This is a genomic window from Haliea sp. (assembly GCF_041395985.1).
Classification (GTDB): domain Bacteria; phylum Pseudomonadota; class Gammaproteobacteria; order Pseudomonadales; family Halieaceae; genus Haliea.
This window is the reverse complement of record NZ_JAWKZJ010000005.1, coordinates 124,789-150,665: the sequence shown is the minus strand read 5'-3', so window position 1 is coordinate 150,665 and position 25,877 is coordinate 124,789. Positions and strand designations below refer to the sequence as shown.

Below are 25,877 nucleotides of genomic sequence, written 5' to 3'. Positions count from 1 at the left end.
CATACGAAATCCGAAATCAGCTCGGCCGCGCACAGCAGATGGCAGTTGTCTATGGCTGTAAATGCGCTTCCCGCAGAGCCATGTCCTCTCTCAGAATACGCTGGATCTCCAGTATCGCGGCCGCGCTCTGTTGCACGCTGTGCCCCGAAATAATGACTTTCTCGGACTGTGCGCCGGGAAGATGTGCGCTGCGATAAGGCACGAGACCATCATCGGAATCAGCGAGGGCCACTTCGGCATTGGCCTGGGCCACGATCGAGTGATAGCGCACCTGGGTAGAGATGGGAAAGTCCGCAGCCGTGCGCACGAATGGATCGTTTTCGTCGAGATTGTCGACGCTATTGGGGATATGCCCCAGGCTTTCACGGCTGCTGGCGGCCGCATTGGGTGTCAGTGTATGGGCGAGTTCTTCGAGCACCGTAATGGGAAAGCGGATAAATCCCGCCATCCAGCGCCCCAGGCGTCCACCCGCGACCGATGTGCCCCGATGAGGCGCCGCGATGAAGATGGCACTGCTGACATTCGGGAAGGGCTCGAAGCGCAACATGGGATCAATGCGCCTGATCTGCTGCGGCGTCAACCGACTGTGATCCGCAGCCAATTGCACCAGCGATTGATCGGTTGACGACACCATCAACCGCGCGATGACCCCGCCCATGCTATGCCCCACCAGCACGAGGTCGGACGACGCCGGCGCTTGGCCGGATGGGTCGAAATGCGTCAGCGTATCCCCGAGCGCCCTGCGAATCATGGCGTGGTTCAACGCGACTGGCATGTTGGTCGGGTAGTAGACCTGCCAGATCTGGTAATGCTGGCGCAGGGCCTCATCGCCCAGGATTTCGTTGGCGAGTTCCACCCAGGCTTCAGGGCTGCTGGCCAGTCCGTGCAGCATGACGATGATCCGCCTGTTCGGATCGTAGGGCTGCATCAAGTAGACGTGCGGGCGGTCGATGCCACCCTCGCGCCCGAGCAGGCTGCGCAGCGACTGGCGGTTGAAATTGGCACGGGCCAGCCATACGCCATAGCCGGCCGTGAAATTGGCCGCCAGCGGCACACGTTGGCCGCGCAGCATAATGGCCGATTCCACATAGGGGTCATGCACCGTCAGACGGGCTGTACGAGCATGCAGCACGCTGTCCAAGTTGTCTCCGTCGGGATGCAGCAGAACCGTCATGGACGGCGCGGGCATCTCGCTCCAGGGCAGCGGTTGCTGATCATGTTTTGCCGCTGGGCGACCACCCCGAGTTGGGGCGGCGCTCAGGGACTCGTCCGGAATGACCGCCACAAGCTCGGCGCCAAAGCCGTCGCGCCGGTAGAGGCTACGCAATCCACGGAAAGACAGGGACGAGGCTGGCAGGAGTTCGGCTGGCACCGCCGTACTGCCCGGTAAGCGCGCGCCGCGCATATCCAGCTTCAGTTCCCAGCCTGCAATGTTCCAACTGGTCTGGTCGGACAACTGCGTCGGCATTTGTTGCCGAACTTCGAACATGCCGGTGGCCGCATGCTCGACGGCATAGTTATACCAATCCCGCACTTGGGTCTGGCGATCCTCGAAGGCCCGCTCTCCCGGAGTATGGTCACCAAGGAACAGATAAGCATAGGCATAGCGAATCGTCTCAAGCCAGGCGGCTTGCTGCGCTGAACCGGGCTTCATGGCCTGAGCCTGCGCCAGCCATAGTTCGGACAGTGCAGCCAGGCGTCTATCCGTGGCAACCAAGGATAGGAAATATTAACGGCCTATCGAGAGTAGACATCCTCGCTGATTGTGTCGACTGGACCTGCTGACCTGTCGAAGTTTCCTGCTATTGACCCGAAAACCCTGTTCGCGGCGTTGAGCATGCCATTCAAATCCGTTCATTCCTGAACGAGAGTACGCAACAGCTCATGCCATGCGGTTTTCACTGGCTTCCTTGCTGGTGTAGTGCTGTTGTGCTGGAATCCTTCCCAGCGAAAAGCGGCAACGCCCCAGGTGGCGCTCTGGTCGGTGGCACTAGCAATGGCCGAGCCGGCGTTTCCTGTTCCTTCTGGCGCAGGTGGTCCAGGATCCGGTCGATGACGTCCTGGTCCTCGATACACGCGATGACCCTGGCAGGTCCACCGCAGCGGGCGCAGACCCTGATGTCTATATTGAAAACACGCTTTAGCCGTTGAGCCCAGGTCATTGCGGCATGACGCTCGGCGGATGTGCGGACTTCTGCGTTGGAGATGGACTTGATGCCTTTACCGCGCCTGGCTGGTGTGACCAGCCCTCGCCAGCGATGGTTCGGTGCCAGGACGCCGTGGTAGCGGGTGAGATTGACCCTCGGTTTTGGTGCCAGAGCAGCTAACCGCGCAATGAAATCCACCGGGTCGAAGGCCACCTGTGTCGTTCCATCCCGGTACGGTGTCTTCAGGGTGTAAACCACCTTGCCAGTGGCACTCAGTGAAAGGCGGGGAACTGCCACGGCAGGGCGGGCAATATACCGGCAGAGATGTTCACGCTTGTCTTTTTGATGCCCCTCACAGCTGACACCGGCGTGCAGAGAGAAGCCATTGGCCTTGGCCACCCGCTCCAGTCCTGGATCGGGGCGCTCCAGTGGCCGGATGGTGCGAATCATGAAGGCCTTTCGCCCTTGCTGGGGACCAACGGCGATTCGATACGAGACGGAACTACCCAGAATCTGGGGCATGGCATCGGTATCCTCGGCGGGGTCGAGGTCCAGCCAGGCACTCTCGGTGTCCTGTTCCAGCAAGCCCTGGCGTTCGAGGCAGCGGCCGACGCGCTGGCTGATCAGTTGAACCGAACAAACCAGCCTGTATCGGGAGGCCGGATAATGCCACATCCGAAGTGGCCCGCGAGCCTGTCGCGATTCATCCGATGCGGTAGGTTGCCGAGGGGAAGAAGGTGTAAGACACTCGCTGCCCACGTCACTACAGAGCGAATGCGGGTAGTGACGTGGGCGCCCGCACTCAAGAGCAAAAACGCAGTGGCGCGCCTGCTCCACGTAATTTCGGGGTGGTTCCACTGGAAGCATCCCGCAAAGTAACAGTATCTGAGGATTTTCGGGCTCGAAACTGCTTTCAGAGTAGCCAATGCATAATTTCGGATCGGCTCCGGATAATCAGCACATCAGGTATCCGAGAAAAACCACCCCCGGTTCGGGTCGAATTCTTTGTGACGCCCGTATTCCGTGTTCGTATAGTGGACCCACTAAAACGCGGCCACTGCGGAAAAGTGGCAAGGAGGACCCCACCTTGCATTCGCAAACGGGGCAGGCAGAGTCCGGTAGTTTTGGAATCCGCCGAAAGCGTCAGTCAGGACCACATGTGACGCAGCGGTCAGTGATGACCGGGTCCATCTTCGAACCATCGGGTGCCGCAAGTCCGGGTACCGCGCCTTCCAATCTCTCCCGCTGGTTACGGGGATCTGTTACACAACCGCTGTTGGTGACAGGGCACTCGTGCCCTGGATATTCAACAGTTTCTTCAACCCTGCAAACGCGCTGGCGGTCAGTGCGTTCTGTTTTTCTAAGAAAGGAGGTAAATCTATTCCGGCCTCAGGCTGGATAACCGTTGGTTGGCACGGGCCAGTTTCCATTAGGAAACACACCGTGTTGTCTATGGCCAGACACATTCAGGTCAACCGGGATTGGTGTCCCGTGATCGTACCGCACAGCGGGCCTGCGCAGCTTCTGTTGCCAGGTGATCAGAAACACTCACCCAAGGAAATAGCACTATGCGAGACCTGAACTACCAACTGAAAATGTTATGCAAGCACAGCCACGAAGGCAGCTTTGAAACTCGGGTGGGCCGGGAGCGACAGTTAAGCTCCATCGCCAACCAGTTACACGACCTGGGCTTCCGGCAGATGAAGGCCACGTCACTCAAACAGAAGCATATCCAGGCCCTGGTGGACCACTGGCTGGGCCAAAATCTCTCACCCGGGACCATAAAGAACCGGATGAGTTCCTTGCGCTGGTGGGCCGAGAAGGTCAACAAGCGGGCCGTGGTGGCCAGCTCCAACGATCATTATGGGATACCGGACCGGCAGTTTGTGTCCGACCAGAGCAAGGCCAAAGACCTGACCCGGGAACAGCTCACCCGGGTCAAGGACGAACACGTCAGAATGAGCCTGCGCCTGCAGCAGGCCTTCGGGCTCCGACGAGAGGAGGCCCTCAAGATCCAGCCCCGCTGGGCGGATCGGGGCGACCACCTGCAGCTCAAGGCCAGCTGGACCAAGGGCGGAAAAGAACGGTCCGTTCCCATCCGCAGTCAGGAACAGCGCGCACTGCTGGAACAGGCCAAGCGCCTGGCCGGTTTCGGCTCCCTGATCCCCCGGGGCCGGCAATACATCGAGCAGCTCAGGATCTACGAGCGCCACACTGCCAATGCCGGCTTGTCGAAGATGCACGGCTTGCGCCATGCCTATGCCCAGCAGCGCTACCGGGAGCTCACCGGCTGGCCCTCGCCCCACGCGGGCGGGCCGACCAGAGAGCAACTGACTGAGGCTCAACGGCAGTCCGATCAGCAGGCGCGGCTGATTATCAGTGCAGAAATCGGCCACCAGCGCGAGCAGATTACCGCGGTTTATCTGGGTCGATAGCCATGCAGATCCAGCCCCGCCTGATCCGACTCCGCGATGCCCCGGCCTACCTGGGCATGGACAAGAATCGATTCAATCGCGAGGTTCGGGCAGAGCTGACTGCGATTCCCATCGGCAAGCAAGGCATAGCCTTTGATCGGCTTGAAATGGACGCCTGGGCGAAGCAGTATATAAACCGCTGTGGGTGTTCGCCTAAGCATAGAGGAGATTTCCTATGTCAAAGCGAATCCCGGGCCTCTACAAGAGAGGCACCCAGGGCATCTGGCACATCGATAAATGCATCAAAGGATATGGCCGACTTCACGAGAGCACTGGCACAAGCGAGCTCGAGGAAGCGGAACGGTACCTGATTAGACGATTGGAAGAGCTGCGCAAGGCGACTGTTTATGGTATTCGACCGGAGCGCAGTTTTCGGCAGGCGGCCACCAGGTTTTTGCTGGATTACCGGCATAAGCGCAGTATTGGCCGCTACGCACAATCCCTGAAAATTCTGGACCCGCACATAGGTGATCTGCCTTTGCGCCAGGTCCATCAGGGTACGCTGGAGTCGTTCATCCAGCATCGTCGTGAGCAAGGTATGCGAGCCAATACCATCAACCGTGATCTGGCGGTGGTGCGGCGAATTCTGACTCTGGCCGTCCGATTGTGGCGGGATGAGTCCGGTTTGACCTGGCTCGAAACGGCCCCTTTGCTGCAATTACTCGATTGTGACGATGCCCGCAAGCCGTATCCCTTATCCTGGGACGAGCAAACGGGGTTGTTTGCGCGCCTGCCGGAACATTTGAGGGAAATGGCATTGTTCAAGGTCAACACCGGAACGCGGGAGCAGGAAGTGGTTTGCCTGCGGTGGAATTGGGAGGTATCGATTCCAGAGCTGAAAACCAGTGTCTTTGTTATCCCGGGTGGCGGTGTTAAGAATGGTGAGGATCGACTGGTGGTGATGAATGCCGAAGCGCGGGCGGTGATCAATCGGCAGCGCGGCAGGAACCCGGAGTATGTATTTACCTACTCGAGGGGTCAGTCGGTCGATCGTATCAACACCAAGGCCTGGCGCAGGGCAAGGAAGGAGGCTGGATTGCCGCAAGTGCGGGTACATGATTTGAAACATACCTTCGGTCGCCGGTTGCGGGCCAAAGGCGTCAGTCATGAAACCCGGCAGGTGCTCCTGGGCCATAAAAACGGCCAGATCACGACGCACTATTCCGCAGCTGAAATCGGAGAATTGATAGAGGCGGTGGAAAAAGTGAGCTGGTCGGGTAGCTCGGCACCGACCCTGACCTTGATCAAGAGTGAAAACTCCCGCAAATCTCCCGCAATCGGGAGGAGGGAGAACCGTAAAATGGTTTGAGTGCTCTTTAAGCTATTGATTTTTAGATTGAAAATGGTAGCTACGGCTGGACTTGAACCAGCGACCCCAGCATTATGAATGCTGTGCTCTAACCAGCTGAGCTACGTAGCCACAATGAGCGCCTGGGACTGCTGTCCCGAGAAGGCGCGCATTTTCCTAATTTTGCCGGGGCAAGTCAAGCGCCTGTCGGCTGTGGCTGCTGTTGCGTGATGCAGTGAATATTGCCCCCTCCGAGCAGGATTTCCCCGCCCGGCACCATCACTACCTCGCGCTCCGGAAAAAGCTTCTCCAGCGTTTTGCGGGCCACCGCATCCATCGGGTCGTCAAACCCGGGCATCACCACGCCGCCATTGACGATGAGGAAATTGACGTAAGAGGCGGCCAGCCGCTCCGGTCGCCCCTGTTCATCCGGCACCTGGCCGATGGCGCCACCCTCACTCTCCAGAACGGCGTAGCGGGCCGAAGGAATGGGAATGGTGTGCACGCGCAGTGAGCGACCCTTGGCGTCGCGGCTGTTCTCCAGCACCGCAAGCGCAGCCCGGCAGCGGCTGTAGTTGGGATCGGCGGCGTCATCGGTCCAGCAGAGCAGGACCTCGCCGGGTGCCACGAAGCAGCAGAAGTTATCGATGTGGCCGTCAGTTTCATCGTTGTACATGCCCTGTGGCAGCCAGATGATGGTGTCGACCGCCAGGTAGTCCCGCAGGTAGGTCTCAATCACATCCTGTGACAGTCCCGGGTTGCGGTTGCGGTGCAGCAGGCATTCCGCGGTGGTGATCAGCGTGCCTTCCCCGTCCACATGAATGGAGCCGCCTTCCAGCACGAAGCCGGGGGTCGCGTAGCGCGCGACGCCCTCCAGTTGGGCCACTTTCCGCGCGACCTGGCTGTCGATGTCCCAGGTGGGGTAAAGGCCGCCATCGTGACCGCCCCAGGCGTTGAAATCCCAGTCTACGGCTGCCAGGCCGCCCGCATGGTCGATCACAAAGGTCGGGCCGCAGTCGCGCATCCAGACGTCATCACTGGAGAGTTCAATAACGCGAGCATTCGGGATGTCAGCCAGCTGTGTCGAGGCGTTCAGGAATTGCGCCTGCGAGGTGCCTACGGTTACCGGTTCGAAGCGCGCGATGGCGGCGATAACCGCCCTGAAAGCGGCCTGCGCGGGCACGGCGCCTGTGCGCCAGCTGTCGGGGCGCTCTGGCCAGAGCATCCACGTCCGCGTATGCGGGGCCCATTCCGCCGGCATGTAGTAGCCGTCGGCGCGTGGTGTGCCGGGTTGCGGAGTCACGCGTGTTCGCCATCCAGTGTGTTGATGGGCGCGTAGAGCGGTGGCCGGCGGTCGCGGAAAACGCCCCAGGCCGTGCGCATCTTCTCGATGGCGTCCAGGTCGAAGGTTTCTACCAGCACGCTCTCGTGGGCGCCATCCGCATGCTGTACCAGTGCACCGGTATGGTCGGCGATGAAGGAGCCCCCGTAGAAGGTGATGTCGCTGTCTTCCTGAACTTCACGACCGATGCGGTTGCTGGCAATCAAGGGCATCAGGTTGGCGCCGGCGTGGCCCTGTTGCACCCGCTGCCAGTGGTCGCGAGAGTGGATGTTGGGGTCGTGGGGTTCACTGCCGATGGCGGTCGGGTAGAACAGCAGTTCGGCGCCCAGCAGTGCCATGCTGCGTGCGCTTTCCGGGAACCACTGATCCCAGCAGATGCCCACGCCGATGCGGGCATAACGGGTGTTCCAGACCTTGAAACCGGTATCGCCGGGATTGAAGTAGAACTTCTCGTGGTAGCCGGGGCCGTCCGGGATATGGCTCTTGCGGTAGTTGCCGAGCAGGCTGCCGTCGGCATCGACAATGGCCACTGAATTGAAGCGGGCACGACCGGCGAGCTCGAAGTAACTGATTGGCAGCACCACCTGCAGTTCTCGTGCTACGGCCTGAAAATGCCGGATGGCGGGATTTTCTGCCATTGCTGTGGCCAGCAGCATGTGGTCCTCATCCGGTTTCTGGCAGAAGTAGGGGGTTTCAAACAGCTCCTGCAGGAGGATGACCTGCGCGCCAGCACGGTGCGCCTCCCGCACCAGGCGTTCAGCATTGGCGATATTTGCCGCCCGGTCCCAGCTGCAGGCCATCTGGGTGGCGGCGACGGTCACGGTGCGTGCCATGGGCTTCACTCCTACACGTTGAATCGGAAGTGGATAACGTCACCATCCTGAACGATATAGTCCTTGCCCTCAAGGCGCCAGCGCCCCGCGTCCTTGGCGCCCTGCTCGCCCTTGTAGGTGATAAAGTCCTCGTAGCTGATGACCTCCGCGCGAATAAAGCCCTTCTGGAAGTCCGTATGGATAACCCCGGCGGCCTCCGGGGCGGTTGCGCCTACGCGTACGGTCCAGGCGCGGACTTCCTTCACACCTGCCGTGAAGTAGGTCTGTAGGTTGAGCAACTGGTAGCCGGCACGGATAACCCGGTCCAGTCCCGGCTCTTCCATACCCAGATCCTGCAGGAATTCCTGCCGCTCGGCATCCTCCAGCTCGACGATCTCTGACTCCAGTTTGTTGCAGATGGCGACGACAACAGCGCCCTCGCTGGCGGCGATCTCGCGCACGGTGTCGAGGTAGGGGTTTGCCTCAAAACCCTCCTCGTCGACATTGGCGATGTACATGGTGGGCTTGACCGTGAGCAGGTGCAGGGTCTTCACCAGTGCCCGCTCGTTGTCATCAAACGCCAGTGAGCGCACCGGCAGGGCTTCGTTCAGGTGCGGCAGCAGCTTGCTTTCCAGCAGCGCTTTCAGGGCGATCGCCTCCTTGTCACCGCCCTTGGCGTTGCGGGTCACCCGCTGCAGCTGTTTTTCGCAGCTCTCCAGGTCGGCCAGGGCCAGCTCGGTGTTGATCACGTCGATGTCCGCCCGGGGGTCGACCCGGTTCGCCACGTGGATAACGTTGTCGTCATTGAAGCAGCGCACGACGTGGGCGATGGCATCGGTTTCGCGGATATTGGCCAGGAACTGGTTGCCCAGGCCCTCACCCTTGGAGGCGCCGGCGACCAGCCCGGCAATGTCCACGAACTCCATGGTGGTCGACACCTCGCGCTGGGGTTTGACGATCTCGGCAATACGCTTCTGGCGCGGGTCCGGTACCGGCACCACACCGGCATTGGGCTCGATGGTGCAGAACGGGAAGTTCTCGGCATCGATGCCGGCCCGGGTGAGGGCGTTGAAGAGGGTCGATTTGCCGACATTGGGCAGCCCGACAATTCCACATTTGAAACCCATGTTTGAATCCTGTTTCTACGGTGCGAGTGTGAGGGGGCGAGTGTAACGCGACGCGCGCGGTTCAGGGCGCACTGAAGCTGTGTAGCTGTGTCATCGCCCGTGTGTCTTCCCCCGCCAGAAACAGGGGCAGGGCATCAATGGCCGCGTCAATACTGGCTTCGATACGCGTCTGGTCAACCGCGCTGGCCCGGCCGAGCACATAGCCCGTGACCTGGGACGCGTGGCCTGGGTGGCCAATGCCGATACGCAGTCGGGCAAAACTGTTGTTGTTGCCGAGGCGGGAGACAATATCGCGCAGCCCGTTGTGGCCACCGTGCCCACCCCCGCGTTTGAAGCGAGCGGTCCCGGCAGGAATGTCCAATTCGTCGTGCGCGACCAGAATGGCCTCGGGTGCGATCTTGAAAAAGTTCGCCATGGCCGCAACGGACTGCCCGCTGCGGTTCATGAACGTGGTGGGGATCAGCAATCGAATGTCGTGACCGGCCACCTGAATGCGTGCAGTGAGGCCAGCGAAACGGGATTCTGGCTGCAGTGTGGCACCGTATTGACGTGCCAGTGCCTCGACGAAGTCGGCACCGGCGTTGTGACGGGTTCCCCGGTAGTCGCTGCCCGGGTTGCCCAGTCCGGCAATCATGGATATGGAGCCTGCCAACGCCAGTGCCTCGCCGTTGCGAGAGATCAGTCCTCGCTGCTGTCCGAGCTGCTGTCTTCGGACGAGTCTTCCTCGGCGTCGCTGCCACCCTTGGGTGCAACAACGGAGGCGACCGCGAGGTCGTGGTCTTCGCCAAGAGCCAGGGCAACCGAGGTGACGCCCTGCGGCAGCGTGATGTCTGACAGGTGAATGATTTCACCGGTCTTGACGTCAGCCATGTCCACTTCAATGAACTCGGGGATGTCCGTCGGCAGACACAGTACTTCGATGTCGGTAGCCTGGTGCTGGATCATGCCGCCCTGAACCTTGACGCCGTGGCAGGTCTTTTCATTCAGGAAGTGGATCGGCACGTGAACCTTGATGGCCACGTTCTCGTTGACGCGCAGGAAGTCAGCGTGGGTCACGCTGTTGCGGGCCGGGTGGCGCTGCAGGTCCTTGAGGATCGCTTTCTCTTTTTTGCCGTTGATGTTGATCACCAGCACGTGAGAGAAAAATGCCTCGTTTTCCAGCGATTTTTCCAGATCCTTGCGGATGATGGACAGTGGCTGGGGGTCCTTGTCACCGCCATAAATGATGGCGGGAACCTGGTCTGCGAGACGACGCAGGCGGCGGCTCGCACCTTTCCCCATGTCCTCACGCACTTCTGCGTACAACTCAAATTGGTCAGACATTGTCTGCACTCCTTTGATAACACACTGCTTCGCCTGCGACCGGCCCGGCAGTGGGTGGGTTATGCGCTGCCCCTACTGGAACAGCGCGCTGATGGATTCCTCGTTGGAAACCCGGCGAATCGACTCTGCCAGCAGGTCCGATATGGTCAGCTGGCGGATTTTCGAAACGGCCCGGGCGTCCGCGCTCAGGGGAATCGTGTCGGTGACGACCAGCTCGTCGAGCTGGGAATTGCGAAGGTTTTCCAGAGCGCGGCCAGACAGCACCGCGTGGGTGCAGTACGCCACGACTTTGCTGGCCCCGCGCTCCTTGAGCGCATCGGCGGCCTTGCACAGGGTGCCGGCGGTGTCGACCATGTCGTCCACCAGCAGACAGATGCGCCCGTCGACTTCTCCGATCAGGTTCATCACCTGCGCTTCATTGGCCTGGGGGCGGCGTTTGTCGATGATGGCGAGGTCGGCATCATCGAGCTGTTTGGCAATAGCGCGAGCCCGGACCACGCCGCCGATATCCGGCGATACGACGATCAGGTTCTCGTAGTTGCAGTCCAGGATATCGGCGTTCAGGATGGGAGAGCCGTAGACGTTGTCTACCGGGCAACCGAAGAAACCCTGAATCTGTTCGGCGTGCAGGTCGACAGTGAGCACCCGGTCAACGCCCACGGACACCATCATGTCGGCAACGACCTTGGCGGTGATCGGCACGCGGGCCGAGCGCACGCGACGATCCTGGCGTGCGTAGCCGAAGTAGGGCACTACCGCGGTGATGCGCGCAGCCGACGCACGGCGCAGCGCATCAATCATGACCAGCAGTTCCATCAGGTTGTCGTTGGTCGGCGCGCAGGTGGGTTGCACGACAAACACGTCCTTGCCGCGGACGTTTTCATTCAGCTCGACCGCGATCTCGCCGTCGCTGAACTTGCCCACGCTGGCTTTGCCCAGGGAAAGATACAGTCGGTTGGCGATCTTCTGGGCCAGTTCCGGGTTTGCATTACCCGTAAAGACCATCAGCTTGGAGGACACGGCACTTCTCTCCTGGGGGGATATGGCTGGGGTGGTAGGATTCGAACCTACGAATGCCGGGATCAAAACCCGGTGCCTTGCCACTTGGCGACACCCCAATAATTCGTTGTAAACTTCAGGCCAGTGCCCTCAGTGCAGGTGACTCGTTGACGCCCTTTGCAACGAAGGAGACCCACTTCCCGGGGACTTCCCGCTGCGCCGCCTGCGCCTGTTCCCGTGTGCCGAACGCGGCAAAAACACAGGACCCGGTGCCGGTCAGCCTCGGCTCGGCAAACTGCCGCAGCCAGTCGAGCGCTTCACCTGTCTCAGGGTAGCGCGCGACAACAACCGGCTCACAGTCGTTGCGGTGTACCCCCTGAAAAAAGGCGGCCATTGTGATCGGCAGGCTGTCTCGTGTCAATTCCCGGTCGGAAAAAATTTCCCCTGTGGGCACCGCACAGCCGGGCTTGAGGATGAGGTACCAGGCCTCTGGCAGGTGGATCGCCGTCAGCACCTCGCCGATGCCCTCGGCCCAGGCACTGTGACCGCCGACAAACACCGGCACGTCCGCACCCAGGGAGGCGCCCAGGGCCTGCAGGGTGCCGAGGCTCATGTCGAGCTGCCACAGCCGGTTCAGCGCCAGCAGTGTGCTCGCCGCGTTGGAGGAACCTCCACCAAGCCCGCCGCCCATGGGGATCTGTTTGTCACAGGTAATCGCGGCACCCAGTGTACCACGCTGCAGCAGCTGTGCGGCGCGCAGGATCAGGTTGTCCCGGAGGGGCACATCGCTGCCCGGCATGTCCAGGGTGACTGTGCCGCTGTCGTTGGCGGTGAACGTCATCCTGTCTCCCCAGTCCAGGAGCTGGAACACGGTCTGCAAGGTGTGATAGCCGTCCTCGCGTCGGCCGGTAACGTGCAGGAACAGGTTCAGTTTGGCCGGCGATGTCAGCGCCACGCTGCTGCTCATGGTTCACGACCTGCGCGCCAGTGTTGAATGATCACTTTGGCGCGTGTGGCGCCGCGCTCGAGGGTCAATCGCGTGGGGAGGAAGTACACGCCCACCTGCTGGTAGCGCTCGTAGTGTATCCGCCAACCTGCCTGCTGCAGGGTCTGCAGCAGGTCATCGGCGATGTCCAGCACATCGGGCGGGGGCGTCGGGGCGGGAATGCCCTTGAGCCAGTGGGGCAGGGCCGCAAGCGGCAGGTCCCAGCCCGTCTCCTGCGCCATGACATCCGGTGTCGACAGGTCGAAGCGTCGCACGGACTCTCCCTGCGATACCGCCAGCGTGTGACCGTCACTGCGCAGCTCCGTGGCCTGCAGCCCCAGAGGTCCGCTGAGCTGCACCGTGGTGTCGCTTTGCTGCTGTTCCCAGCTGAGACTGGCGGATTCCGACTGCTCGCCGTTGCGCACGGCGATCTTGCCAGTGGCGGACCAGTCATCCAGCGCGCCCAGCTGTTGCGACCGTTGCAGCCAGGGGCTGTCCGGGAGGGGCGGTGGCGCGGTGGCGCAGCCGGTCAGCCACAGCCCGATACACAGGAAGGCAAGGCGCAGGGCGGGAGTGTGCTGCGGTGTCACTCGCCTTCGAGCCGTGCAGGGGGCACCTGCAGGCGCTGTAGCGTCTCCAGCAGGGTGCGGTGTTCAGGATCCAGCTGCAGCCCGTTGCGCCAGACTGCGGTGGCGTCATCCTCACGACCCAGGGTCCAGAGCACCTCACCGAGATGCGCCGCGACTTCGGGGTCCTTCAGCCCCGTCCAGGCCCGTTGCAGATAGTGCAGCGCCTCTTCCGCCCGGTTCTGTCGGAACAGCACCCAGCCCATGCTGTCCAGGATGGCCGGCTCCTCCGGGGCCAGGGTCAGGGCACGGGAAATGAGCTGCTCGGCTTCCGCATAGCGGTTGGTGTGGTTGCTCAGGGTGTATCCCAGCGCGTTCAGCGCCGTGGCATTGTCCGGGTTGTCCTGCAGGATATGCCTCAGGTCCGCCTCCATGCCTTTCAGATCATCGAGTTGCTCGCGCAGCATGGCGCGACTGTAGCGCAGGGAGTCGGCATCCGGCAGCGTGGCCAAGGCCTGGTCCAGCAGTGCCAGGCTGGCTTCCAGCAGGCTGGCCCGGGTCAGCAGCTCGGACTCGAGCGCGAAAAGCTGCTCCGTCAGCGCGGGGTAGCTGGCCCGCTGCTGGTCGAAGAAGGCGGCGCTCTCGCTGACGTCGCCCTGCTCCATCAGCAGGCGCCCGACGCGTCCGCGGGCATTGAAGAACTCCCGGCTGCTGGGGTCTTCGACCTGTGAGTAGGCGGCGATCGCCTCCTCGGGGCGTCCTTCCTGCTCCAGGATACGCCCGAGATAGTAATTCGCCTCGTCGACCCGCTGTTCCAGCGCCAGCACCTGTCGCAGGTAGGCCTTGGCCGCCAGTGTGTCGCCTGCATCCTGGTTGAGCAGGGCCAGGGACAGCAGCAGGTCGCCGTCGCGTGGGGAGCGGGCCGAGAGAATCTCGAACTGGCGGCGCGCTGCGCCAATGTCGGAGCGGGTCAGCAGACGGGCGTACTGGAGGCGCAGGGCGCTGTTGTCCGGTTGTTCTTCCAGCGCCGCTTCGATGCGCTGGAACGGCCGTTCCTCCTCCGCTTCCAGGCGTAACTTGGCGTCCAGCATGAGTCCCTGGGTTTGCCCGGGCTCCAGCGCCAGGAGGCGCTCGAGGGCAGCACGAGTGCCTGCCGCATCACCCAGCTCGTCGCGAATCAGGGCGTGCGTGAGCAGCAGGCCCGTATCCTCCGGACGTTCGGTCAGCAGGGTGGCGACAGCGTCGTCGAGTGCGGCTTTCTCCGTAGCCGGCAGCTCGCGGAAGCCGCTCAGCAGCATGGGGAAGCTGGTGCGCAACTCGTTGCGTGCGACCACTGCGAGATGCGGTACCGCCTGCGCCGGATGACCCTTGCGGATCAGCAGGGTGGCCAGTGTATTGTTGGCCTCCGGGCTGTCGGGGTCCAGTTCGACCCACAGACTCACCGCCTCGTAGGCCTCGGCTTCGCGCTTCATGAACTGGGCGAGGTGGGTGGCGTGCGCACTGATGGCGGGATCCCGCAGCAGCCGGGCCTGTTCCAGATAGGTGGTCAGCGCGGTGTTGTAGTCGCTGCGGCGCAGGGCAAACTCCGCCAGCAGCAGGGGGTAGAGGCTTGCAGCCGGAAAAGCGCGCTCCGGTGGCTCTGCGAAGTCAGCGGGCGCGACAGCGTCCTGCGCCGGTGCTTTGGCCGGCGCCGCAGGGGGGTTGGACGCGCAGCCCCCCAGCGCCAGCAGGAGCGCACTTGTCAGCAAGAGTCGGAGCATGGTCAGGACAGGTATCGATATCCGGCGTGAGGCAGTAATAGTGACACACTCAGGGGTTGAATCCCAAGTGGTGTAAAGCGGATCGCCGGTGATACCTCCAGCGGCGGCCACACAAGATGCCTGTCATTCAGCGCATATCTTGGTAGAATCACGGGTCTATCAGACAGGATGTGGTTCGGTTTGCGGCGTCTACCCGGCCCGCCACCCCTCCGGAGCCCCTCGCGCGCTATGAATCTCATTGCCCTTGGAATCAACCACAACTCGGCTGGCGTCGAGGTGCGCGAGCGCGTGGCGTTTGCGCCGGAACAGGTGACCGAAGCGCTGGAGCATGCCTGTGAGCACGCGGGGCTCGACGAAGTCGTGATTCTGTCCACCTGTAATCGCACCGAGCTCTACGCCATCGTGCCTGAGGCATCCCGCTGCGCAGAGAAGTCCGCGCAGCTCGTAGACTGGATGGCGAACTACCATCACCTGTCCCGCGAGGAGCTGCGCCGGGCGGCCTATCACTATGAGGCGGCTGATGCGCTGCGCCATATGGTCAAGGTGGCCAGCGGCCTCGATTCCATGGTGCTGGGTGAGCCCCAGATATTCGGCCAGTTGAAGTCCGCCTATGCGGTGGCAGCGGAAGCGGGCACCATCGGCGCGGATATGGGTCGCCTGTTCCAGAAGGTATTCGCCCTCGCCAAGCGGGTGCGTACGGACACCGCGATCGGCGAAAACCCTGTGTCTGTGGCCTACGCCGCCGTGGACCTGGCCGGACACATTTTCTCCGACCTGAGCCGCTGCGATGCGCTGCTGGTTGGCGCAGGAGAGACCATTGAGCTGGTGGCGCGGCACCTGCTGGAAGCGGGTGTGCGACGTATCGTGATTGCCAACCGGACTCTGGGGCGTGCGCGCGAGCTGGCGCAGAAGTTCGGTGCGGAGGCGGTGCTGCTGGCCGAGATCCCCGAGCACCTGCCGCATGCAGACATCGTTATCACGTCGACGGCGAGTCAGTTGCCGATTCTCGGTAAAGGTGCCGTTGAACAGGCCATCAAGGTGCGCAAGCACCGTCCGGTCCTGATGGTGGACATCGCGGTGCCCAGGGACATAGAACCGCAGGTGGCGGATCTGCCGGATGTCTATCTGTACACTGTGGATGATCTGCGCGATATCGTGGAACAGAACCTGCGCAGCCGCCAGACGGAGGCGCGCAAGGCCGACCAGCTTATCGAGGCCGGTGTCAGCGAGTACCTTGAGGAACTGCGCAGCCTCGCCGCTGTGGACAGCGTGCGGCAGTACCGTGACATGGCGGAATCGATCCGTGAGCTGGAATTGCAGCGGGCGCTGCGCGCTCTGGCCCGCGGAGATGACCCGCAGCAGATAGTGGCCCAGCTGGCGCGCGGCATCACCAACAAGCTGATCCACGCGCCCACCGCCGGCCTCAAACGGGCCAGCGCCGAGGGTCGCCAGGATCTGCTGGCAGGCGCCCGTCGGCTGCTCGGTCTGGATGAAGCCGCGCACAGCGCCACCGGCGCCAACCGCCTGGAACCCGTGGAGGACGCCCCGGCTGCCACCTCTGCACCGCAAGCCCAATCCCGAGTCGACCGAACCCTGCAATGAAAGCTTCCCTGCTGACCAAACTGGATGCCCTCACCGATCGCCACGAGGAGGTCTCCGCACTGCTCGGCGACGCCGAGACGATCGCCGACCAGAACCGCTTTCGGGAACTGTCCCGCGAGTATGCCGAACTGGAAGAGGTGGTGAACTGCTATCACCAGTACAGCCGTGTGCGCGCTGATCTCGATGAGGCGCGTAGCATGCTGCAGGAGGCGGACGCAGACATCGTGGCCATGGCAGAGGAAGAGATCGCCAGCGGCACGGGGCGTCTGGAGGCCCTGGAGCAGGAGCTGCAGGCACTGCTGCTGCCGCGGGACCCGCAGGACTCCTGCAACGTATTCCTCGAGATTCGCGCCGGAACCGGTGGCGACGAGGCCGCGATTTTCTCCGGCGACCTGTTTCGCATGTACAGTCGTTACGCGGAGACCATGGGCTGGAAAATCGAGGTCCTGTCCGAGCGTCCGGGTGAACACGGCGGCTTCAAGGAAATCATCACGCTCGTTGAGGGGCGCGATGTGTATGCCCACCTCAAGTTCGAATCCGGTGCGCATCGCGTGCAGCGCGTGCCGGAAACCGAATCCCAGGGCCGCATTCATACGTCTGCCTGTACGGTAGCGGTGATGCCGGAGCCGGACGAGGTCGCCGTCGGCGCCATCAGCAAGGCGGATATCCGCGTCGACACCTTCCGGGCGTCAGGCGCGGGTGGCCAGCACGTTAACAAGACCGACTCCGCCGTGCGCATCACGCACCTGCCCAGCGGCATTGTTGTCGAATGCCAGGATGAGCGCTCACAGCACAAGAACCGCGCCCGGGCCATGTCCCTGTTGCAGGCAAAGCTGCAGACGTCAGCGCAGGACAAGCAGGCCGCCGAGCAGGCCGAGCAGCGTCGTAACCTGGTCGGCACCGGGGATCGCTCCGATCGCATCCGTACCTACAATTTTCCGCAGGGCCGCGTCACAGACCATCGCATCAACCTGACGCTGTACAAGCTTGACGAGGTCATGCAGGGGGAGCTGGACGCCATCATCGGCCCGCTGCGTCAGGAGTACCAGGCGGATCAACTGGCGGCCATGGCGGCACACTGATGCTGACGGTCGACGCCTGCCTGCGCGCCGGCAACGACCTGCCGGGTGACAGTGCGCGTCGCGATGCCGAAATCCTCCTCACCCATGTGCTGGGCAAGTCCCGGAGCTGGCTCTACGCCTGGCCCGATGCGCAACTGGCTCCCGCCCAGGCCGCTCGCTATACAGCCCTGCTGGCCCGGCGCCGCGCAGGTGAGCCGATTGCGTATCTGACCGGTGAGCGCGAGTTCTGGTCGCTGCTGCTGCGGGTGACCGATGCCACGCTGATCCCCCGCCCGGAGACCGAGACGCTGGTTGAATGGGCCCTGTCATTGCCGTTGCCCCCCGACGCCAGTGTGCTTGATCTGGGGACTGGTACCGGTGCCATCGCCATTGCCCTTGCGGTGGAGCGTGCTGGCTGGCAGCTGACTGCACTGGATCGCTCCAGCGCGGCCCTTGCGGTGGCTGAGGACAATGTCGCGCGGCTGTGTCCGGGGCGGGTGCGCTGTCTGCAGTCCGACTGGTTCGCGGCGCTGCAGGGTACACGTCATGCGCTGATTGTCAGCAATCCGCCCTACGTGGAGAGCAACAGTCCCTGGCTGGCACAGGGTGATGTGCGCTTCGAGCCTGTCGGCGCACTGGTCGCCGGTGAGCAGGGGCTTGATGACCTTACACAGCTCTGTGTGGCCGCGCCGGCCTACCTGCTCGCCGGCGGCTGGTTGTTGCTTGAGCACGGCCACCAACAGGGCGCAGCGGTGCGGCAGTTGCTGCGGGAAAGTGGCTTCGAGTCCGTTGCCACGCGCTGTGATCTGGCGGGCAGGGAGCGGGTGACCGGTGGCTGCTGGCATGCTGACTGACGCGGACCTTGTGCGTTACAGCCGGCAGCTGTTGCTGCCGGATTTCGGTATCGACGGACAGCAGGCGCTGGCGGCAGCCCGGGTGCTGGTTGTTGGCCTTGGCGGATTGGGCAGCCCCGCGGCCCTGTACCTCGCGGCGGCGGGGGTCGGTCACCTGCGGCTGGCTGACGGCGACGCGGTGGCGTCGAGCAACCTGCAGCGCCAGATACTGCATGATGAAACCACCCTTGGCATGAACAAGGCCGCCTCCGCGGCACGGCGCCTGGCGGCACTGAACAGCACGACCCGGCTGCAGCCCCTCGCCACGCATCTGCAGGGTCGCGCACTGGCGGAGGCGGTCGCCGGGCAGGACCTGGTCATTGATGCCAGTGATCGTTTCAGCACCCGCTACGCGGTGAATCGGGCGTGCGTGGAGCTGGGGGTGCCCCTGCTGTCGGCCTCCGCGGTGCGTCTGGAGGGGCAGCTGGCGCTGTTTGATACACGCTCGGGCGGCGCCTGCTACCGTTGCCTGTATCCTCTGGCGGCCGCCGATGACGCCCAGCAGGCCTGTGCTGAGTCCGGCGTGCTCGGGCCGGTGGTGGGCGTGCTGGGGTCGCTGTTGTCGCTGGAGGCACTGAAATACCTCGCGGGCCTGCCAACCTTGCGCGATGAAGTACTCATGCTGGATTTGCGCACCCTGTCCCAGTGCCGCCTGCGGCTGCAGCGGAAGCCCGATTGCCCGGACTGCGGATCACGGGCAAGGCGCTGAAGCGCACCGGCCGCAAACTTTTTGCCCTGTGTGGGGTCACACTGTCACGCACCGGAGAGAATGCTCTATGGATTGGCTGATCGGACTGTATTACCGCTTGCACAACGGCGTCTTTGGTACCTTGCGCCACGTCGACTGGCTGGCGCCACTGGCGCTGCGCCTGTACCTGGTGCCCGTATTCTGGATGGCCGGCATGCAGAAAATCGCCGGCATGGACAACACCATTGAATGGTTCGCCAACGAGGATTGGGGGCTGGGCTTGCCGTTCCCCGCGCTGCTGGCCCACCTGGCCGCCTACACCGAAGCCATCGGCGCACTGCTGCTGCTTGTCGGGCTCGCCACACGCTGGGTTGCCCTGCCGCTGATGGTGACCATGCTGGTCGCGGCTTGGACGGTGCACTGGCAGAACGGCTGGGCGGCGATTGCAGATTCCGGCGCAGAGGATATCGCGGTGCGCCTTGGCACCGCACGCGATCTCCTGCGTGAGCATGGCAATTACAGCTGGCTGACCGAGCACGGTAATCTCGTGGTGCTGAATAACGGCATCGAGTTTGCCGCTACCTATTTCGCCATGCTGCTGGCACTGCTGTTCATGGGGGGAGGGCGCTTTGTCAGTGCCGACTACTATCTCTCGCGTTTGTATCCCGGCAGCGGCACGTCCCGGACAAAACTGCTAGACTAGTGCCCCTGTGAAACAGTGCAAGTCCGTGAACCCTGACAGGAAGCAACCTTGATCAAGAGTCTACTCGGCCGCGGCAGCAAAAATGCTGATGGCGCCGCCGCTACACCCCCCCCTCCCGAAGCCTCCGCCAGTGATTCGACGCACGGCAGGCCGCCCCGCGGCCCCGGGCACAGTGACCGCGGACAGGGCAAGTCCGGAAAGCAGCGCGCCCGCCGTTCCCCTGCCCCCGAGAAGCCCTGGAGCCTGGACGACTTTCAGGTGGCGCCGGAAGAGGGCAAGACACGTTTCCATGACCTCGGCTTGCGCGAGGAGCTGATGCGCGGCATCGCGGGGCTCGGTTTCAGTTACTGCTCGCCGATTCAGGCGGCGATCCTTCCGCATACCCTGCAGGGTCACGACGCGATCGGCAAGGCGCAGACCGGAACCGGCAAGACAGCGGCCTTTCTGATTACCGTCTTCAACGACCTGCTGTGCCATCCGCAGGAAGGTGAGCGCTTCCTTGGCGAGCCGCGAGCCCTGGTGATCGCGCCGACACGGGAACTGGTTATGCAGATTGCCGCTGACGCGGAGGACCTTGCCCGTTTCACGGGTCTGAAGGTGGTCACGCTGATCGGTGGAATGGATTACCAGAAGCAGTTGAACCGGCTGAACAGCGACGTGGTCGACCTCGTTGTGGCGACGCCCGGTCGCCTGATCGACTTCATGCAGCGCCGCGACCTGTTCCTTGATCGAGTGGAGACACTGGTGCTGGACGAAGCAGACCGTATGCTGGATATGGGCTTCATTCCCCAGGTGAAACGTATTGTGCGGGCCACGCCTCCCAAGCAGAACCGCCAGACCCTGCTGTTTTCTGCGACGTTCACACAGGACATCATCAACCTCTCAGAACAGTGGACCTGGGAGCCGATTACGATTGAGATTGAACCCGACCATGTGGCCACTGACTCGGTAGACCAGAAGGTCTATCTGGTGAGCAGTGAGCAGCGCTATCGCCTCCTGGTCAATCTGGTGCGCAGCCCGGAAGCCACCAGCGTTATTGTATTTGCCAACCGCCGGGATCAGGTGCGCAGGCTGCACGAGCGCTTGCGCAAGGCGGGTGTCTCCTGTGGCATCCTCTCCGGGGAGATTCCGCAGGCGAAGCGCACCAGTACACTGGCCCAGTTCAAGAAGGGTGATATCAAGGTGCTGGTCGCCACCGATGTCGCCGGTCGCGGCATTCACGTGGATGGTGTGAGCCACGTGGTCAACTACAACCTGCCGGAAGACCCCGACGACTACGTGCACCGTATCGGGCGCACCGGGCGCGCGGGCGCCACCGGCGTGTCCATCAGCTTCGCCAGCGAAGACGACGCGTTCCTGCTGCCGGATATTGAAGCCCTGCTGGGTGAGCGGCTCGAGTGCACCCACCCACCCGAGTCACTGCTCGCGTAGTTCCTCACACCAGAGCAGGGTGGCGCCAACCACCGCTGCCGGGACCACGAAGAAGTTGATCACCGGTATCCCGGCGCACAGCGCGACGAGGCCACCGAAGCCCAGGCTGCTCAGGCGCTTGCGGGCTACCGCCGCTTTCACTTCGGCAAACCCCAGTTGGTGGTTATCGACCGGGTAGTCGACAAACTGGATGCTCATCATCCAGGCGCCCAGCAGGAACCACAGCAGCGGCGCGGCCAGATTGATGCCGGGCACAAAACTGAGCACCAGGACCAGCAGTGCCATGGGCAGGTAGTAGGCCAGTTTGGCCAGTTCCCGCAGCACGGCTCGGGGCACGGACAGCAGGGCGGCCAGCGGGCCCTCCAGTGCGTCCACGGGCTGCCCGGTCAGGAGTTCCTCGGCTTTTTCGGCGAGCAGGTTATTGAAGGGTGACGCGATCAGCAGTGCCAGTGCGGTAAAGGTGTAGCCGGCAAGTAGGCCGAACACGACCACCAGCAGCGGCCAGATGATCCACTCAAGAAACGCCAGCCAGCCGGGCAGTGCTGCCATCCAGTCGGTGATGGTGCGGTCGAGAAAACTGAATGCGACGCCCAGCAGCGACGCGAAGATAAGCACATTGACCAGCAAGGGCACAATGACGAACAGGCGCAATGCGGGGTGTGTGAGTAGGCGGGCGCCGCGGACCAGGTAGTCCGCGCCGCGAGCAAGATTGCCTTCCATAGAAAACGTGGCCTCTGTTGGTTGGCGTGAAACCCGGTGATCTGCCGCGCTATAATGATGCACTGCATGGGAGCGGGAAGCCATGGTTGACGAAGAATCTGAGCTGTTTTTCCAGGAAGTGGCCGATGTTGTGCCACTGAAACGCGAAAAGCGGGTGCCGCTTGCCCCGGACGCTGACGCCCGTGACTCTTCGGTCGAGGCGCGCAGGCAGGCGGCGGTCAACGCGCGTGAGACGGACAGAAATCTGCTCAGTGACCGCGAGGCAGAGCCACTGGACGCCTGGTATGTGCTTGAGTTTAAGCGACCGGGCGTACAGAACGGCGTGTATCGCAAATTACGGCAGGGCCGCTATGAGCAGGAGGCCCGGCTGGACCTGCACCGTATGACGGTAGCGGTCGCACGGCGTGAGCTGTTTGCGTTCCTGGAGCAATGCCATGAGTTGGGGCTGCGCAGTGTGCTGCTGATTCATGGCAAGGGCGAACGCAAGGCCGAGCGCGAGCGCAGTGCCGTGCTCAAGGGGCATGTGCACGTGTGGCTGCAGGAAGTGGCTATGGTACAGGCGTATCACAGCGCCCAGCCGCAGCACGGTGGCACCGGCGCGGTGTATGTGCTGTTGCGCAAGAGCGAGGAGCAGAAGCGCAAGAATCGGGAGCGCTTTATGAAGGGCCGCGTGCCGATTGATCGTTGAGGCTCGCCGGGTTTCCGGCGGAGACTTTCCGTCCTGGTATCAGGGCCCGGCAGCGCGCCGCAGGATTTCCGCGTACTCGGTGCCATGGCGATGCTCGCCAATGATGTCGAGGACGCTGCGGCCATCCTTACCGGTTGCCAGGAGATTGCGGCCCTCGGCAGTGAAAAAGTCCACGAACAGCTGGAAGTCGGACGCGCGCATGCTCTGGTAGGCTTTCAACAACATGTGAAAGTCGTGGTCGCTGCCATCGTGCGAGCGCACCTCGAGGAAGCTGCGGATGTGATCCTCGGTCCAGACTTCATCGATGACCTTTTCCTTGTCTTTTCTCATGTGTCCCCGTGTCCACCGGCATCTGCCAGTTGCTGGTTGAGCAGATCGTTGACCATCTGCGGATTCGCCTGTCCCTTGGACAGTTTCATGATCTGGCCGACAAAAAAGCCGGAGAGTTTCTTGCGCCGGTTCTCATCCGCCGCAAGATACTGGGCCACCTGTTCCGGATTGGCGCGGATCACCTCGGAGACCATGGCCTCAAGGGCGCCGCTGTCGCTCACCTGGCGCAGGCCGCGGGCTTCGATAATGCTGTCAGCATCACCCTCTCCAGCCCACATGGCCTCGAATACCTGTTTGCCGATCTTCCCGGAAATGCTGCCATCGAGAATACGCTGCAGCAGTGCGGCCAGGGCCTGCGCGTCCACCGGGCTCTCGTTCAGGGTCAGGTCGCTGCGGTTGAGCTGCCCGAGCAGCTCCACCTGCACCCAGTTGGCCGCTATCTTGGCGTCGCCACAGTGTTTTACCACGGCTTCATAGAAATCTGCGAGAGGACGCTCTGCCGCTAATACCGTCGCGTCATAGGCGCTGAGACCATAGTCGGCGATGAAACGCTCGCGTTTGGCCGCGGGCAGCTCGGGCAGGCTGGCGCGTATGCTGTCGACCCAGCTTTGCTCAATCACCACGGGCAGCAGGTCCGGCTCTGGGAAGTAGCGGTAGTCGTTGGCGACCTCTTTACTGCGCATGGAGCGGGTTTCGTCACGCTCCGCATCGTACAGGCGGGTCTCCTGCACCACCTGTCCACCCGCTTCGAGAATGTCTGCCTGTCGCTCTATTTCGTGGTGGATGGCTTTCTCGACGAAGCGGAAGGAATTGACGTTCTTGATTTCCGCGCGCGTCCCCAGTGTCTCGCTGCCTGCGGGGCGCAGTGACAGGTTGATATCACAGCGCATGGAGCCCTCCGCCATGTTGCCATCCGAGATCCCCAGGCTGGTGACCAGGCTGTGCAGCGTCTTGAGGTAGGCAACAGCTTCTTCTGCGCTGCGCAGGTCGGGTTCGCTGACGATCTCCAGCAGTGGCGTACCGGCGCGATTGAGATCGATACCCGTCTGGTTGTGAAAGTCCTCGTGCAGCGACTTGCCGGCATCCTCTTCCAGGTGGGCGCGGGTGATGCCGATGCGGCGCACACTGCCGTCTTCCAGCTGGATGTCAAAATGCCCGCGCCCGACGATGGGCTCCTGAAACTGGCTGATCTGGTAGCCTTTCGGCAGGTCCGGATAGAAATAGTTCTTGCGGTCGAACACCGAGCGCAGTCCGATTTCCGCGCCAATGCCCAGACCGAACATGACGGCGTAGCGCACGGCCTGTTCGTTGAGCACCGGCAGCATGCCCGGCATGGCGAGGTCCACCGCGCAGGCCTGGGTATTCGGCTCAGCGCCAAAGCGCGTGGCGGCACCCGAAAAGATCTTCGATTCGGTGGCCAGTTGCAAATGCACCTCCAGCCCGATGACCACTTCCCAGTTCATGCTGAGGTCCCCCCGGGTGATTGCCTGTGCCAGTCGCTGACCTGCTGTAGCTGGTGCGCCACATTCAGCAGGCGGGCCTCGTCGAAATGCGGGCCAATCAGCTGCAGGCCAACGGGGAGCCCGTCGGCCTGCCCCGCGGGTACCGACATCGCGGGCAGCCCGGCAAGGTTGACTGCAAGTGTGTACGCGTCCTCGAGATACATGGCCAGTGGGTCGCTGGTTTTCGCGCCGAGGCCGAAGGCAGGCCCCGGGGTGGTGGGCCCGGCAATGATGTCCACGCTGGTAAACGCGTCGAGGAAGTCCTGGCGAATCAGGCGGCGAACCTGCTGTGCCTTGCGGTAGTAGGCGTCATAGTAGCCTGCAGAGAGGGCAAAAGTGCCCACCAGGATGCGCCGTTTGACCTCGTCGCCAAAGCCCTCCTGCCGACTGCGCGTATACAGGTCATGCAGGTCGCGGGGTGCTTCGCAGCGGTAGCCGTAGCGCACGCCGTCATAGCGTGACAGGTTGGTCGAGGCCTCCGCCGGGGCGATGATGTAATACGTTGGGATGCTCAGCTCGGTGTGGGGCAGGGTGATGTCGACCAGTGTTGCTCCCTGCTGCTCAAGCAGCGCGAGTGCCGCGTGGATACGGTCTCCGGTAGCGGTATCAAGCCCGTCGCCGAAATACTCTCGCGGCAGGCCGATGCGCAGCCCGGTCAGCGGCTGGCTCAGTTGTGCCGTGTAGTCCTCGACCGGGTGGGCCGAGCTGGTGGAGTCCAGGGGGTCGAGGCCGGCGATGGCGTTGAGCAGCAGCGCGCAGTCCTCGGCACTGCGCGCCATGGGCCCGCCCTGGTCGAGGCTCGAGGCGTAGGCCACCATGCCCAGCCGCGACACGCGCCCGTAGGTGGGCTTCAAACCGGTGATACCGCAGAACGCAGCCGGCTGGCGAATGGACCCGCCGGTATCGGTGCCAGTCGCCAGTGGCACCAGTCGCGCCGCCACTGCGGCAGCAGAGCCGCCGGAGGAGCCGCCGGGAACCCGGGTGGTGTCCCAGGGGTTGCGGGTGCTGCCATAAAAACTGGTTTCGCTGGACGAGCCCATGGCGAACTCATCCATGTTGGTTTTGCCCAGGAGCACGGTGCCGGCGTCACGCAAAAGCCGGGTGACGGTGGCGTCGTAGGGTGGAACAAAATTGTCGAGCATTTTGGAGCCGCAGCTGGTGCGCAGGCCCATGGTGCAGAAAATATCCTTGTGCGCCAATGGGATACCGAGCAGAGCCCCTTGCTCGCCGGCCGCCAGCCTGGCATCTGCGCACGCCGCAGCCGCCAGCGCGCCGGCTTCGTCCACGGTGATGAAACTGTTGTACTGTGGATCCAGCGAGCGTACGCGCTGCAGGCAGTGCCGGGTCAATTCGGTGCTGGTGAATTCCCGGCTGCGCAAGGCGTGAGCGAGCTCTGCGACTGAAAGATCATGCATGTGACGTCCCGAGGGCGGCTT

24 protein-coding genes and 2 tRNA genes are annotated in these 25,877 nt (G+C 62.8%); 9 read left to right on the top strand and 17 right to left on the bottom strand.

The features are described from left to right. Positions 1-49: 49 nt before the first annotated feature. The gene (locus tag R3E49_RS10985) at positions 50-1,654 is read right to left on the bottom strand and encodes an esterase/lipase family protein (protein ID WP_371295091.1); all 1,605 of its coding nucleotides are present in this window, start codon (positions 1,652-1,654) and stop codon (positions 50-52) included. Between the two features lie 244 nt (positions 1,655-1,898). Continuing rightward, positions 1,899-2,822, bottom strand: a complete 924-nt coding sequence (locus R3E49_RS10980) for a transposase (RefSeq protein ID WP_371295090.1) — start codon at positions 2,820-2,822, stop codon at positions 1,899-1,901. Positions 2,823-3,715: 893 nt separating this feature from the next. Here R3E49_RS10980 and R3E49_RS10975 point away from each other — a divergent pair. Together R3E49_RS10975 and R3E49_RS10970 are read left to right on the top strand one after the other, a co-directional pair. Further along, a complete protein-coding gene (locus R3E49_RS10975; protein ID WP_371295089.1) occupies positions 3,716-4,582 on the top strand; it encodes a phage integrase N-terminal domain-containing protein in 867 nt (288 codons plus the stop codon). 214 nt (positions 4,583-4,796) lie between these two features. Continuing rightward, positions 4,797-5,930, top strand: a complete 1,134-nt coding sequence (locus R3E49_RS10970; RefSeq protein WP_371295088.1) for a tyrosine-type recombinase/integrase — start codon at positions 4,797-4,799, stop codon at positions 5,928-5,930. Positions 5,931-5,964: 34 nt separating this feature from the next. Here the strand turns inward: R3E49_RS10970 and R3E49_RS10965 are convergent. The 11 genes from R3E49_RS10965 to R3E49_RS10915 all read right to left on the bottom strand — a co-directional run bounded on the left by R3E49_RS10965 (position 5,965) and on the right by R3E49_RS10915 (position 14,823). After that, positions 5,965-6,041: transfer RNA gene (locus R3E49_RS10965), tRNA-Met, on the bottom strand. 64 nt (positions 6,042-6,105) lie between these two features. Next, positions 6,106-7,212 (bottom strand): agmatine deiminase, encoded by a 1,107-nt coding sequence (gene aguA / locus R3E49_RS10960; protein ID WP_371295087.1) that lies wholly within the window; start codon positions 7,210-7,212, stop codon positions 6,106-6,108. Next, on the bottom strand, positions 7,209-8,084 hold the full coding sequence (aguB, locus tag R3E49_RS10955) for an N-carbamoylputrescine amidase (RefSeq protein ID WP_371295086.1): 876 nt from the start codon (positions 8,082-8,084) through the stop codon (positions 7,209-7,211). Before aguB ends, aguA begins: the two co-directional genes overlap by 4 nt. An 11-nt stretch (positions 8,085-8,095) precedes the next feature. Next, positions 8,096-9,190, bottom strand: a complete 1,095-nt coding sequence (ychF, locus tag R3E49_RS10950; protein ID WP_371295085.1) for a redox-regulated ATPase YchF — start codon at positions 9,188-9,190, stop codon at positions 8,096-8,098. A 61-nt stretch (positions 9,191-9,251) separates the two neighbouring features. Continuing rightward, positions 9,252-9,824 (bottom strand): aminoacyl-tRNA hydrolase, encoded by a 573-nt coding sequence (pth, locus tag R3E49_RS10945; RefSeq protein WP_371295084.1) that lies wholly within the window; start codon positions 9,822-9,824, stop codon positions 9,252-9,254. A gap of 44 nt (positions 9,825-9,868) precedes the next feature. Next, positions 9,869-10,513 carry a 50S ribosomal protein L25/general stress protein Ctc gene (locus tag R3E49_RS10940; protein WP_290744782.1) on the bottom strand — a complete coding sequence of 215 codons (645 nt, stop codon included), beginning with the start codon at positions 10,511-10,513 and terminating at the stop codon, positions 9,869-9,871. A gap of 72 nt (positions 10,514-10,585) precedes the next feature. Further along, on the bottom strand, positions 10,586-11,518 hold the full coding sequence (locus R3E49_RS10935) for a ribose-phosphate pyrophosphokinase (RefSeq protein WP_371295240.1): 933 nt from the start codon (positions 11,516-11,518) through the stop codon (positions 10,586-10,588). 38 nt (positions 11,519-11,556) lie between these two features. Then, positions 11,557-11,631: transfer RNA gene (locus tag R3E49_RS10930), tRNA-Gln, on the bottom strand. Between the two features lie 17 nt (positions 11,632-11,648). Next, positions 11,649-12,479 (bottom strand): 4-(cytidine 5'-diphospho)-2-C-methyl-D-erythritol kinase, encoded by an 831-nt coding sequence (ispE, locus tag R3E49_RS10925; protein WP_371295083.1) that lies wholly within the window; start codon positions 12,477-12,479, stop codon positions 11,649-11,651. Continuing rightward, positions 12,476-13,087: a lipoprotein insertase outer membrane protein LolB gene (gene lolB / locus R3E49_RS10920; RefSeq protein ID WP_371295082.1), complete on the bottom strand. Its 612-nt coding sequence runs from the start codon at positions 13,085-13,087 to the stop codon at positions 12,476-12,478. Before lolB ends, ispE begins: the two co-directional genes overlap by 4 nt. After that, positions 13,084-14,823: a tetratricopeptide repeat protein gene (locus tag R3E49_RS10915; RefSeq protein ID WP_371295081.1), complete on the bottom strand. Its 1,740-nt coding sequence runs from the start codon at positions 14,821-14,823 to the stop codon at positions 13,084-13,086. The genes lolB and R3E49_RS10915 overlap by 4 nt, the downstream gene beginning before the upstream one ends. A 228-nt stretch (positions 14,824-15,051) precedes the next feature. Between R3E49_RS10915 and hemA the strand changes: the two genes are divergently transcribed. From hemA to rhlB, 6 genes are all read left to right on the top strand, one after another. Continuing rightward, a complete protein-coding gene (gene hemA / locus R3E49_RS10910; RefSeq protein ID WP_371295080.1) occupies positions 15,052-16,425 on the top strand; it encodes a glutamyl-tRNA reductase in 1,374 nt (457 codons plus the stop codon). After that, on the top strand, positions 16,422-17,507 hold the full coding sequence (gene prfA, locus R3E49_RS10905) for a peptide chain release factor 1 (RefSeq protein ID WP_371295079.1): 1,086 nt from the start codon (positions 16,422-16,424) through the stop codon (positions 17,505-17,507). The genes hemA and prfA overlap by 4 nt, the downstream gene beginning before the upstream one ends. After that, a complete protein-coding gene (gene prmC / locus R3E49_RS10900; protein ID WP_371295078.1) occupies positions 17,507-18,340 on the top strand; it encodes a peptide chain release factor N(5)-glutamine methyltransferase in 834 nt (277 codons plus the stop codon). The genes prfA and prmC overlap by 1 nt, the downstream gene beginning before the upstream one ends. After that, positions 18,330-19,088, top strand: coding sequence for a ThiF family adenylyltransferase (locus R3E49_RS10895; protein WP_371295077.1), 759 nt, complete (start codon positions 18,330-18,332; stop codon positions 19,086-19,088). The genes prmC and R3E49_RS10895 overlap by 11 nt, the downstream gene beginning before the upstream one ends. Before the next feature lie 67 nt (positions 19,089-19,155). Beyond that, positions 19,156-19,770 (top strand): DoxX family protein, encoded by a 615-nt coding sequence (locus tag R3E49_RS10890; protein WP_371295076.1) that lies wholly within the window; start codon positions 19,156-19,158, stop codon positions 19,768-19,770. Between the two features lie 48 nt (positions 19,771-19,818). Continuing rightward, positions 19,819-21,201 (top strand): ATP-dependent RNA helicase RhlB, encoded by a 1,383-nt coding sequence (gene rhlB, locus R3E49_RS10885; RefSeq protein WP_371295075.1) that lies wholly within the window; start codon positions 19,819-19,821, stop codon positions 21,199-21,201. Here the strand turns inward: rhlB and cysZ are convergent. After that, positions 21,187-21,921 carry a sulfate transporter CysZ gene (gene cysZ / locus R3E49_RS10880; RefSeq protein ID WP_371295074.1) on the bottom strand — a complete coding sequence of 245 codons (735 nt, stop codon included), beginning with the start codon at positions 21,919-21,921 and terminating at the stop codon, positions 21,187-21,189. The genes rhlB and cysZ overlap by 15 nt on opposite strands. A gap of 82 nt (positions 21,922-22,003) precedes the next feature. Here cysZ and smrA point away from each other — a divergent pair, with 82 nt between their 5' ends. After that, a complete protein-coding gene (gene smrA, locus R3E49_RS10875; protein WP_371295073.1) occupies positions 22,004-22,609 on the top strand; it encodes a DNA endonuclease SmrA in 606 nt (201 codons plus the stop codon). A 39-nt stretch (positions 22,610-22,648) separates the two neighbouring features. Here the strand turns inward: smrA and R3E49_RS10870 are convergent, their stop codons facing one another. Genes R3E49_RS10870 through gatA form a run of 3 tightly spaced genes read right to left on the bottom strand, consistent with a single transcriptional unit; the run spans position 22,649 to position 25,856 of the window. Then, positions 22,649-22,939, bottom strand: coding sequence for a PA4642 family protein (locus R3E49_RS10870; protein WP_371295072.1), 291 nt, complete (start codon positions 22,937-22,939; stop codon positions 22,649-22,651). Beyond that, positions 22,936-24,402 (bottom strand): Asp-tRNA(Asn)/Glu-tRNA(Gln) amidotransferase subunit GatB, encoded by a 1,467-nt coding sequence (gene gatB, locus R3E49_RS10865; RefSeq protein WP_371295071.1) that lies wholly within the window; start codon positions 24,400-24,402, stop codon positions 22,936-22,938. The genes R3E49_RS10870 and gatB overlap by 4 nt, the downstream gene beginning before the upstream one ends. Then, a complete protein-coding gene (gene gatA, locus R3E49_RS10860) occupies positions 24,399-25,856 on the bottom strand; it encodes an Asp-tRNA(Asn)/Glu-tRNA(Gln) amidotransferase subunit GatA (protein ID WP_371295070.1) in 1,458 nt (485 codons plus the stop codon). Before gatA ends, gatB begins: the two co-directional genes overlap by 4 nt. Positions 25,857-25,877 lie beyond the last annotated feature (21 nt).

Bases quoted from the DNA above. Each gene is read 5' to 3' on its own strand.
- R3E49_RS10985 (WP_371295091.1), bottom strand. From the start codon at position 1,654: ATGAAGCCCGGTTCAGCGCAGCAAGCCGCCTGGCTTGAGACGATTCGC.
- R3E49_RS10980 (WP_371295090.1), bottom strand. From the start codon at position 2,822: ATGTGGCATTATCCGGCCTCCCGATACAGGCTGGTTTGTTCGGTTCAA.
- R3E49_RS10975 (WP_371295089.1), top strand. From the start codon at position 3,716: ATGCGAGACCTGAACTACCAACTGAAAATGTTATGCAAGCACAGCCAC.
- R3E49_RS10970 (WP_371295088.1), top strand. From the start codon at position 4,797: ATGTCAAAGCGAATCCCGGGCCTCTACAAGAGAGGCACCCAGGGCATC.
- aguB (WP_371295086.1), bottom strand. From the start codon at position 8,084: ATGGCACGCACCGTGACCGTCGCCGCCACCCAGATGGCCTGCAGCTGG.
- ychF (WP_371295085.1), bottom strand. From the start codon at position 9,190: ATGGGTTTCAAATGTGGAATTGTCGGGCTGCCCAATGTCGGCAAATCG.
- pth (WP_371295084.1), bottom strand. From the start codon at position 9,824: ATGATTGCCGGACTGGGCAACCCGGGCAGCGACTACCGGGGAACCCGT.
- R3E49_RS10940 (WP_290744782.1), bottom strand. From the start codon at position 10,513: ATGTCTGACCAATTTGAGTTGTACGCAGAAGTGCGTGAGGACATGGGG.
- R3E49_RS10935 (WP_371295240.1), bottom strand. From the start codon at position 11,518: ATGGTCTTTACGGGTAATGCAAACCCGGAACTGGCCCAGAAGATCGCC.
- ispE (WP_371295083.1), bottom strand. From the start codon at position 12,479: ATGAGCAGCAGCGTGGCGCTGACATCGCCGGCCAAACTGAACCTGTTC.
- R3E49_RS10915 (WP_371295081.1), bottom strand. From the start codon at position 14,823: ATGCTCCGACTCTTGCTGACAAGTGCGCTCCTGCTGGCGCTGGGGGGC.
- hemA (WP_371295080.1), top strand. From the start codon at position 15,052: ATGAATCTCATTGCCCTTGGAATCAACCACAACTCGGCTGGCGTCGAG.
- prfA (WP_371295079.1), top strand. From the start codon at position 16,422: ATGAAAGCTTCCCTGCTGACCAAACTGGATGCCCTCACCGATCGCCAC.
- prmC (WP_371295078.1), top strand. From the start codon at position 17,507: ATGCTGACGGTCGACGCCTGCCTGCGCGCCGGCAACGACCTGCCGGGT.
- R3E49_RS10895 (WP_371295077.1), top strand. From the start codon at position 18,330: ATGCTGACTGACGCGGACCTTGTGCGTTACAGCCGGCAGCTGTTGCTG.
- R3E49_RS10890 (WP_371295076.1), top strand. From the start codon at position 19,156: ATGGATTGGCTGATCGGACTGTATTACCGCTTGCACAACGGCGTCTTT.
- cysZ (WP_371295074.1), bottom strand. From the start codon at position 21,921: ATGGAAGGCAATCTTGCTCGCGGCGCGGACTACCTGGTCCGCGGCGCC.
- smrA (WP_371295073.1), top strand. From the start codon at position 22,004: ATGGTTGACGAAGAATCTGAGCTGTTTTTCCAGGAAGTGGCCGATGTT.
- R3E49_RS10870 (WP_371295072.1), bottom strand. From the start codon at position 22,939: ATGAGAAAAGACAAGGAAAAGGTCATCGATGAAGTCTGGACCGAGGAT.
- gatB (WP_371295071.1), bottom strand. From the start codon at position 24,402: ATGAACTGGGAAGTGGTCATCGGGCTGGAGGTGCATTTGCAACTGGCC.
- gatA (WP_371295070.1), bottom strand. From the start codon at position 25,856: ATGCATGATCTTTCAGTCGCAGAGCTCGCTCACGCCTTGCGCAGCCGG.